At 69.1% G+C, this 9,019-nt stretch carries 8 protein-coding genes; 5 read left to right on the top strand and 3 right to left on the bottom strand.

Translation table 11 applies throughout. The annotated features are described in order from the left end of the window. A partial coding sequence (locus tag ACE3P2_RS07285) for an electron transfer flavoprotein subunit alpha/FixB family protein (RefSeq protein ID WP_374262772.1) occupies positions 1 to 674 on the bottom strand: 674 nt, incomplete at its 3' end. 113 nt (positions 675 to 787) lie between these two features. Beyond that, on the bottom strand, positions 788 to 1,537 hold the full coding sequence (locus ACE3P2_RS07280; protein WP_374262770.1) for an electron transfer flavoprotein subunit beta/FixA family protein: 750 nt from the start codon (positions 1,535 to 1,537) through the stop codon (positions 788 to 790). A 191-nt stretch (positions 1,538 to 1,728) separates the two neighbouring features. Here ACE3P2_RS07280 and ACE3P2_RS07275 point away from each other — a divergent pair, with 191 nt between their 5' ends. Both ACE3P2_RS07275 and ACE3P2_RS07270 read left to right on the top strand, forming a co-directional pair. After that, the gene (locus ACE3P2_RS07275; protein WP_374262768.1) at positions 1,729 to 3,810 is read left to right on the top strand and encodes a PAS-domain containing protein; all 2,082 of its coding nucleotides are present in this window, start codon (positions 1,729 to 1,731) and stop codon (positions 3,808 to 3,810) included. Positions 3,811 to 3,829: 19 nt separating this feature from the next. Next, positions 3,830 to 4,549, top strand: a complete 720-nt coding sequence (locus tag ACE3P2_RS07270; protein WP_374262765.1) for a response regulator transcription factor — start codon at positions 3,830 to 3,832, stop codon at positions 4,547 to 4,549. A 10-nt stretch (positions 4,550 to 4,559) separates the two neighbouring features. On the opposite strand, the gene ACE3P2_RS07265 is transcribed toward ACE3P2_RS07270, so the two are convergent. Further along, entirely contained in the window at positions 4,560 to 4,874 is a 315-nt protein-coding gene (locus tag ACE3P2_RS07265) for a YkvA family protein (RefSeq protein ID WP_374262762.1), read from the bottom strand. A 208-nt stretch (positions 4,875 to 5,082) separates the two neighbouring features. Between ACE3P2_RS07265 and ACE3P2_RS07260 the strand changes: the two genes are divergently transcribed. From ACE3P2_RS07260 to ACE3P2_RS07250, 3 genes are all read left to right on the top strand, one after another. Then, positions 5,083 to 5,556: a copper chaperone PCu(A)C gene (locus ACE3P2_RS07260; RefSeq protein WP_374262761.1), complete on the top strand. Its 474-nt coding sequence runs from the start codon at positions 5,083 to 5,085 to the stop codon at positions 5,554 to 5,556. A 146-nt stretch (positions 5,557 to 5,702) separates the two neighbouring features. Continuing rightward, the gene (locus tag ACE3P2_RS07255) at positions 5,703 to 7,925 is read left to right on the top strand and encodes a putative bifunctional diguanylate cyclase/phosphodiesterase (protein ID WP_374262758.1); all 2,223 of its coding nucleotides are present in this window, start codon (positions 5,703 to 5,705) and stop codon (positions 7,923 to 7,925) included. After that, positions 7,922 to 9,019, top strand: a complete 1,098-nt coding sequence (locus ACE3P2_RS07250; protein WP_374262756.1) for an ABC transporter substrate-binding protein — start codon at positions 7,922 to 7,924, stop codon at positions 9,017 to 9,019. The genes ACE3P2_RS07255 and ACE3P2_RS07250 overlap by 4 nt, the downstream gene beginning before the upstream one ends.

Raw genomic sequence — 9,019 nt, 5'->3', positions numbered from 1 at the left:
GCGGCGCCGAGCTTGTCGGCCAGCGGTTCGAGGGTGGCGCGGTAGGCATCGCCGCTGCCCAGGCCACGGCCGCCCGAGACGATGATCTTGGCGGCGCCCAGCTCCGGGCGGGCCGACTTGGTGAGCTCGCGGCCGACCAGCGTGCTCTGGGCAAGATCCGGGCCGGCGGCGACGGCCTCGACCCCGGCGCTGCCGCCTTCGGCGACGGCGTCGAAGGCGGTGGTGCGCACGGTGATGACCTTCACCGGGTCGGCCGACTTGACGGTGGCCAGCGCGTTGCCGGCGTAGATCGGACGCACGAAGGTATCCAAGGATTCGACGGCGGTGATGTCGGAAATCTGCGCGACATCCAGCAGCGCGGCGACGCGCGGCAGGACGTTCTTGCCGAAGGTGGTGGCGGGGGCGAGCACGTGGCTGTAGCCGCCGGCCTTGACCACGTCGACCAGCAGCGCGGCGAGGTTCTCGGCGCCCTGATCAAAGTAGGCGGCGGCATCGGCCACCTTGACCTTGGCGACGCCGGCCAGCTTGGCGGCGGCGTCGGCGGCGGCGCCGCAGTTGCTGCCGGCGACCAGCACTTCGATGTCGGCGCCCAGTTTGGTGGCGGCGGAAACGGTGTTGAGGGTGGCGGCCTTGAGGCCGGCGTTGTCGTGTTCGGCGATGACGAGGATGGGCATGTTCTGTGTCTCCGGTTTTGTAGGGGCGAATGCATTCGCCCTCAGTCGGTCAGTCGAAGTCCGCGGGCGAATGAATTCGCCCCTACAGGGCGCGCGGGCGCAGTGCGGGGCGCTTAGAGCACCTTGGCTTCGTTCTTGAGCTTGTCGATCAGCTGGGCCACGTCGGCCACCGTGACGCCGGCGCTGCGGGCGGCGGGCTCGACGACCTTGAGGGTGGTGAGGCGCGGGGCCACGTCGACGCCCAGATCGGCCGGCTTGACGGTGTCGAGCGGCTTCTTCTTGGCCTTCATGATGTTGGGCAGCGTGGCGTAGCGCGGCTCGTTCAGGCGCAGGTCGGTGGTGATGACCGCCGGCAGCGGCAGGGCCAGGGTTTCGAGGCCACCGTCGATCTCGCGGGTCACGCGCACGCCGTCGCCGCTCACCTCGACCTTGGAGGCGAAGGTGGCCTGGGGCCAGCCGAGCAGCGCGGCGAGCATCTGTCCGGTCTGGTTGGCGTCGTCGTCGATGGCCTGCTTGCCGAGGATCACCAGCTTGGGCTGTTCCTTGGCCACGATGGCCTTGAGCAGCTTGGCGACGGCCAGCGGCTGCAGGTCGGCGTCGGATTCGACCAGGATGCCCCGGTCGGCGCCGATGGCCATGGCGGTGCGCAGGGTTTCCTGGCACTGGGCGACGCCGGCGGAGACGGCCACCACCTCGGTGGCGGTGCCGGCTTCCTTCAGGCGCACGGCTTCTTCAACGGCGATCTCGTCGAAGGGATTCATGGCCATCTTGACGTTGGCCAGCTCGACGCCGCTCTGGTCGGCCTTGACGCGGATCTTGACGTTGTAATCGACGACCCGCTTGATGGGTACGAGAATCTTCATGGGAACCTGTCTCCGTTCTTGTGCTCGCGCGCTACGCGCTGGTTTCCCTGGCCGGACTGCCGGGGATCGGGGAGAAGGTTCGCAGACAAGTTTGTCGGAAATTTCGTGAAAATGTACTCAATCATGTCCGGGCCCGCGGTCCGTTCGGACGCTGGCTAGAATCGGAAAAAGTGACGGAAGTGGAGCTGCGGATGAGCGGACAGGAGATGGAAGCGGGCGGGGATCGAAACGAGGCGTCGCAAGGCGCAGCGGCCGAGACGCCGCCGTCCTTCGATCGGCGCTATCGGGAGATGCTGGGCGCCGGGCTCGACCTGCTCGACCAGGGCGTCACGGTGTTCGACGCCGAACTGCGGATGGTGGCCTGGAACACGACCTTCCTGCGCCTGCTGGATTTTCCCGAATCGCTGGCGAAGCCCGGGGTGAGCTTCGAGGACTTCATCCGCTTCAACGCCGAGCGCGGCGACTACGGCCCGGGCGATCCGGCCCAGCAGGTCGCCGAGCGGGTGGCGCGGGCGCGCAGCTTCCAGCCCCACGTCACCGAGCGAGTGCGGCCCAACGGGCAGATCCTGTCGATCCGCGGGTTTCCGCTGCCCTACCAGGGGTTCATCACCGTCTATACCGACATCACCGGCCAGCGCCACAGCCAGGCCCAGATCGCCCGCCATCAAGCCGAGCTCGAGGAGCACATCCGGCTGCGCACCGACGCGCTGACCCGCGCCAACGCCGAGCTCACCGCGGCGATCGAGTCGAACAAGGCGATCACTGGCGCGCTGCGCCGCAGCGAGCAGCGCCTGCGCGAGATCACCGACGCGATTCCCGCCGCGGTGGCCTATTTCGACCGTGGCGGGATCTACCGCTACGCCAACAAGGGCTACGCCGAATGGTTTGGCTGGTCCACGCCGGAGATCGAAGGCCGGCAGATCCGCGAGATCGTCGGGCAGGAGGTGTGGGGCATTGTCTCGCCCCACGTGGAGCGCGCCCTGGCTGGCGAGCGGGTGACCTACGAATATTCGATGACCGGCCGCGACGGCACACCGGTGTTCGCCCGCAGCACGCTGGTGCCGGATGTCGCCGAGGGCAGCGTGATCGGCTGCTACGTGCACTCGGTGGATGTCACCGAGAGCCGTCGCATCGCGCTGGCCCTGGCCCAGGCCCAGAAGATGGAGGCCATCGGACAGCTCACCGGCGGGCTCGCCCACGACTTCAACAACATGCTGACGGTGGTGATCGGCAACCTCGTCGCGCTGAAGGAGAACCACCCCAACGATCCGCTCACCGAGAACTTCGTCGAGCCCGCGATGCAGGCCGCCAACCGGGGCGCCGAGCTGATCCGCCGGTTGCTCGGCTTTGCCCGCCGCCAGCCGCTGGAGCCGCGCCCGGTGGAGGTGAACGAGCTGATCCTGGGCATGTCGAAGCTGATCCGCCGCTCGCTGCCGGGCACCATCGCGGTGAGCACCGCCAGCCGCGAGCCCTGCCTGGTGGCGATGGTCGATGCCCACCAGTTGGAGAACGCGCTGCTCAACATGGCGCTCAACGCCCGCGACGCGATGCCCAACGGCGGCGAGTTGCGCATCGAGTCGTCGCTGGAGCACCTCAACGTACATGCCGCGGCCGATCTGGAGGTGCCGCCGGGCGATTACGTCCAGATCGCCGTCACCGACAACGGCATGGGCATGGACGGCAGCACCCTGGCGCGGGTCTTCGAGCCCTTCTTTACCACCAAGCAGTTCGGCATGGGCAGTGGGCTGGGCATGTCGATGGTGTACGGCTTCGTCAAGCAGTCGGGCGGCGGCGTGCGCATCCGCAGCCGCCAGGCCCGCGGCACCACGGTGGCGCTGCTGCTGCCCAGCGTCGCGGAGCCCGAACAGACCGAAGCCGTGCCCCTCGGCGCCGAGGTGGACGAGACCGACCTCGCCGGCAAGCTCGTCCTGCTCGCCGAGGACGACGTGGATGTGCGCACCGTGGTGCGGATGCAGCTCTCCGAACTGGGCTGTGCGGTGGTCGAGGCCGAGAATGGGGCCGAGGCGGCCGACATGGTCGAGAACATTCCGGCCATCGCGCTGGTGATCTCCGACGTGGTGATGCCCGGGGCGATGGACGGGCGGGCGCTGGCGCGTTTCGTGCGGCGGTTTCGCCCCGATCTGCCAGTCGTGCTGATGAGCGGTTTCGCCGAATCCCAGCACGAACTGGGCATGGACGCCGATCTGCCGCTCCTCGCCAAACCTTTCTCGCGGGACAAGCTGCTCGCCGCCTTGCGTCCGCTGGCCGCTTGAGCCAAGCTTCGTAGCTGTGATGGCCCACACCCGCAAACCCGAGCTGATCTACGTTGTCGAGGACGAGGCGGCGATCGCCCGCCTGATTGCCGACACCCTCGAAAAATTCAGCTATCGCGCCGAGCTGTTCCGCACCGCCGAGGCCTTCTTCCACGGCCTGCGCCACCAGGTGCCCGACCTGGTCGTGCTCGACCTGGGCCTGCCCGACATGGACGGCATGACCGTGCTGCAGCAGTTGCGCGGCAAGCACACCTGCGGCCTGCTCGTCGTCACCGGGCGTGCCGACACCCACGACCGGGTGATGGGCCTCGAACTCGGCGCCGACGACTACGTGGTGAAGCCCTTCGAGCCGCGCGAGCTGATCGCCCGGGTGCGCAGCATCCTGCGCCGCTACCCGGGCCAGGTCGCGATGCCGGCCGACCCGACCCTGCGCGTCGCGGAGTTCGCGGGCTGGCGCTTCGAGCCCGGCAGCAACACCTTGACCAGCCCCGGCGGGCAGGCGGAAACCCTCAGTACCGCCGAGGCGCAGTTGCTGGGCGTGCTGCTTGCCCATCCCAACCACATCCTGACCCGCGAACAGCTCCTAGACGGGCGGGACGTGTCGGCGCTCGACCGCAGCATCGACCTGCGCATCTCGCGCCTGCGTCGGCGCTTCGAGGAAAACCCCCAGCACGCCAAGCTCATCAAGACGGTTTACGGCGCCGGCTACCTGCTGGCGGCTACCGTCACCTGGTCGTAGGCGCGTCGCTTCAACCGCGTCCGGCGCGGCTGCGCACCGGGACCGCGTCGAGGGTTCGCGCCGCGTCGGCAGCGCCGCGCCGCAGTTCTGCGGGCAGGCGGCTCACCAGCCACGCGATCACCAGGGGGATCAGCACCAGGTCGTCCACCAGCCCGATGCCCGGCAGCAGGTCGGGGATCAGGTCGATCGGCGAGAGCAGGTACAGCCCGAGCCCCACCACCGCCGGCAGCAGCCAGCCCGGCCGTGCCGGGTGGCGCAGCGCGTACCAGAGGATGCGCACGTCCTTGCGGACCAGGGCATACAGGGCGGACAGTTTCTTGAACATGGCGACGCGCTCCGGCGAAGGTGAGTGACCGTCGTATGATCGCCGGGCCGGCGCCGGGGTGCCGGATGTCTTGTAAGCCGATGTAAGCGCGTCCCCGGACCGCAACATCCCGACAATTATGCGGCAAAAGGTCGCAGCAGCGCGGCCGTTGCCGCCGCGGCGGTGCCGCCCGCGTTAAGCTCCACCCGTCCAATCCGAGGAGTCGTCCGTGAAGCTTTCGTCCCTGATCCGCCCCGCCGCCGGCCTCGCCATGGCCGGCCTGTTTGCCGTGTCGGCCGTGGCTGCCGACCTGGAAGTCGCGAACCCGTGGGTGCGAGGCACCGTCGCGGCCCAAAAGGCCACCGGCGCCTTCATGAAGCTCAGCAGCAAGAGCGGGGTAACCCTGGTCGGCGTGGCCAGCCCGGCCGCCAACGTGGTCGAGATCCACGAGATGGTGATGGCCGACAACGTGATGAAGATGCGCGCGGTACCGCGTGTCGAGGTGCTGCCCGGCCAGCCGCTGGAACTCAAGCCCGGCAGCTATCACGTGATGCTGATCGACCTGAAGAAGCCGCTGGCCAAAGGCGAGATCGTGCCGATCACGCTGAAGGTCGAGGGCAAGGACAAGAAGGTCGAGACCGTCGAGGTGAAGGCCGAGGTGCGCGAGCTGACCGCGCCGGCGCCGATGGAGCATCACCACTGAGCGTCGTCCGACGGGGGCGGCGCGCGGCGCGTGCCGGCGCCAAGGTGCCTCGGCGATAGGTGCGTCTGACGCGGTTTTCCCCTGCGGAAAGGGGCGAGCCTGCCGTTAAGGTTGTCGAAGACGACGATCATCGACGGAGACGCGCAATGAGCCAGCCGGACGACCCCCTGGTATTCCTGGACGAAGAGGGCCCCGAGCCGGAGGCGGCTTTCCTGCCGCCGTGGCGCATCCTGGTCGTCGACGACGACCGCGATGTGCACGAGACCACCAGCTTCGCGCTGGCCGGCATCCGCATCCTCGGGCGTCCGCTGGCGCTGCTCCACGCGATGTCGGCGGCGGACGCGCTGGAGACCTTGCGTCGTCAGGGCAACGTCGCGGTGATCCTGCTCGACGTGGTGATGGAAAGCGAGGACGCCGGCCTCCGGCTGGTGGACGCGATCCGCAACGACCTGCGCGTGACCAACACCCGCATCATCCTGCGCACCGGCCAGCCCGGCCATGCGCCGGAATGCGAGACGATCACCCGCTACGACATCAACGACTACAAGACCAAGGGCGAGCTGACCCAGGCCAAGCTGTTCGCCACCCTTACCTCGGCGATCCGCGCCTACGATCAGCTGCTGCGGCTCGAGGCGACCCGTGCCGGCCTCGAGAAGATCGTCGCGGCGAGCAACCAGTTCATCGCCGACCAGGGGCTGCAGGCGTTCGCGGAGGGCGTCATCACCCAGATCGCCGGCCTGCTCGGGGTCGAGCCCGAAGGGCTGGTGTGCGCCGCCGCCGAGGACGGCCCGGCCGGCGACGGCGAGCCGCGTTTCCGGGTCATCGCCGCGGCGGGGCACTTCCGCCACCTGATCCAGCGCCGCCTGTCGGAGATCGAAGATCCGTGGATCGCCGCCCAGCTGACCGACGCGCTGCAGGGGCGTCGCAACCTGGTGCATCCGCGCAGCATGGCGCTGTATTTCCGCAAGACGGCGGACGAAGGCTTCGCCGCGTTCATCGATTCGGCGAGGCCGATCCGTGCGGTGGACCAGGAGCTGCTCGAAGTCTTCTGCACCAACATCGCCCTGTGCGCCAAGAACGTCGACCTGGTGGCCGAGCTGCGCCGGGACGCCTTCGTCGACCGCCAGATGGGCCTGCCCAACCGCACCGCGCTGGTGTGCGAGATCAATGCCTGCCTCGCCCGGCACGATGGCATGGCGCAGGCGCTGGCCATCGTCGACGTGGACCAGTTCGCGTCGGCCAACGACGTGCTGGGCCACGACTACGGCGATGCCTTGCTGCGCCTCACGGCCCAGCGCCTGGCCGAGCTGCCCGGCGGGGTGTTCGTCGCGCGGCTGGCGGGCGACGCCTTTGCGGTGCTGGGGCCGGCGGAAACGGTCAATGGGCCGGCGATCCAGGGCTGCTTCCGGGCGCCGATGCTGATCGAGGCGGTGCATCACCCGGTTTCGGTGTGCGTCGGGCTGGTGGCGCTGCAGGGCGATCGGCGCTCGGGCATCGAGTACCTGAAGGACAGCTACCTCGCCCTCAAGCGGGCCAAGGCGCAGGGCCTGGCCCAGACCGTGTGCTTCTCGCCGGCGCTGGGGGCCGAGGCGCGGGAGCGTGCCCAGTTGCTGCGCGACCTGCGCCTGGCGTTCGATCAGTCGCGCCTGTCGCTGGTCTATCAGCCGCAGGTGGCGCTCGCCACCGGCCGGGTCACCGGCGTGGAGGCGTTGCTGCGCTGGCGACGGGAAGATAGGCCAGAGGTGCCGCCGGACGATTTCATTCCCATCGCCGAGCAGTCGGGCTTGATCGTCGGGATGGGCAGCTGGTTGCTGCAGGCGGCGCTGCTGGCGTTGCAGCGTTTTCGCGCGGCGGGGCATCCGGCGCTGCGGATGGCGGTCAATGTTTCGCCGATCCAGCTCCGCCAGCCGGATTTTCTGGCCCAGGTGCGCGAGGCGCTGGCCGAGACGGGCTGCGTGGCCTCGGCGCTGGAGGTGGAAGTCACCGAGTCGGTGGCGGTCGGCGGCCTCGAGCCGGCGGCCGAGCATCTGCGCGCGCTGCGCGAGATGGGCGTGACGGTGGCCATCGACGATTTCGGCACCGGCTACTCGTCGCTGTCCTACCTGGAGCGCCTGCCGGCCGACCGTCTGAAGATCGACCGCAGTTTCATGCGCGGGCTCGAGCGCGGCGAGCAGGGCGCCCGTATTGCCCGCACGATCATTGTTCTCGGTCGCGAGCTGGGCCTGACGGTGCTGGCCGAAGGGGTCGAATCCGCCGAGGTGGCCGCAGAGGTCGCCCGCCTGGGCTGCAGCGAGGCGCAGGGCTTCCACTACGCCCGTCCGATGGAAGAGGAGGCCTGCCTCGCCTGGCTGGCGGGGTGCGCATCATGAGGCGCCTGCGACGCTGGCTGGCGGGCTGCCTCGGGGTGCTGGCGCTGGCGGGCTGCGGGGCGCCGCCGCCGCTGCGCATCGGTTTCGTGGCCGAGCTGAGTGGCCGCTCGTCGGACCTGGGCGAATCGGCCCGTAACGGTTTTCTGCTGGACCTGGACGACAGCCGCCGTCGCGGCGTGCCGGCCCGCCCTGTCGAGGTGTTGATGCGTGACGTGGGCGCGGGCCCCGAGGCGGCGCGGCAATCCGTACAGGAACTGGTTGCGGGCGGGGTGGACGTGGTCGTCGGACCGATGACGAGCGCGATGGTCGACGTGGTCCAGCCCATTACCGAACCCGCGGGCGTGCTGATGATCTCGCCCACGGCGTCGGCGGCAAAATACCGCGGCAAGGACGATCTGCTGTTCCGCATCAACTGGACGACCCGCGAGGACGCCAGTCATTACGCCGAGTATTACTGGACGAGCGGTGTGCGAAGGGTGGCGGTGGCGGTCAATGGCGACAACCGCGCATTTTCCGAGAGTTGGCTGGAGGAGTTCTCCAAGACCTTCGAGGCCCTCGGCGGCAAGGTGCTGACGACCCAGACCTTCAAGTCGAATTCGGTGGGCTACGAGGCGGTGTGCCGCCCCCTGGTGGCGACGCGTCCCGACGCGGTGGTGCTGATCGCCAACGCGGTGGACAGCGCACGGCTGGCCCAGCAGGTGCGCAAGCTCGCCCCCGAGATGCCGCTGATCGCCGCCGAATGGGCGGGCGCGAGCCAGCTCATCGAACTGGGCGGGCGGGCGGTGGAAGGGCTGCGGCTCGGGCAGAACTACGACCACGGCGATACCTCGCCGCGCTTCACGGCCTTCCGCGAGGCCTACCAGCTGCGTTACGGCAAGATGCCGGCCTTCGGCGCGGTGCTCGGCTACGACACCGCCACGGTGCTGCTCGAAGCCCTCGACAGGCGCACGCCGAGCATGTCGGTGAAGGACGCCCTGCTGCGCTTCGGGCCCTATCCGGGGCTGCAGCAGCAGGTGGTGTTCGACGCCAACGGGGATGCCGAGCGGGCAATCTATTTCATGGTGGTGCGCGACGGGCGGTTCGTGGCGGAATGA

Origin of the sequence: Zoogloea sp. (assembly GCF_041911615.1) — a bacterium.
Taxonomy (GTDB): Bacteria; Pseudomonadota; Gammaproteobacteria; order Burkholderiales; family Rhodocyclaceae; genus Zoogloea.
This window is presented reverse-complemented; position numbering and strand designations above follow the sequence as displayed.

Bases quoted from the DNA above. Each gene is read 5' to 3' on its own strand.
- ACE3P2_RS07250 (WP_374262756.1), top strand. From the start codon at position 7,922: ATGAGGCGCCTGCGACGCTGGCTGGCGGGCTGCCTCGGGGTGCTGGCG.
- ACE3P2_RS07255 (WP_374262758.1), top strand. From the start codon at position 5,703: ATGAGCCAGCCGGACGACCCCCTGGTATTCCTGGACGAAGAGGGCCCC.
- ACE3P2_RS07265 (WP_374262762.1), bottom strand. From the start codon at position 4,874: ATGTTCAAGAAACTGTCCGCCCTGTATGCCCTGGTCCGCAAGGACGTG.
- ACE3P2_RS07280 (WP_374262770.1), bottom strand. From the start codon at position 1,537: ATGAAGATTCTCGTACCCATCAAGCGGGTCGTCGATTACAACGTCAAG.
- ACE3P2_RS07270 (WP_374262765.1), top strand. From the start codon at position 3,830: ATGGCCCACACCCGCAAACCCGAGCTGATCTACGTTGTCGAGGACGAG.
- ACE3P2_RS07275 (WP_374262768.1), top strand. From the start codon at position 1,729: ATGAGCGGACAGGAGATGGAAGCGGGCGGGGATCGAAACGAGGCGTCG.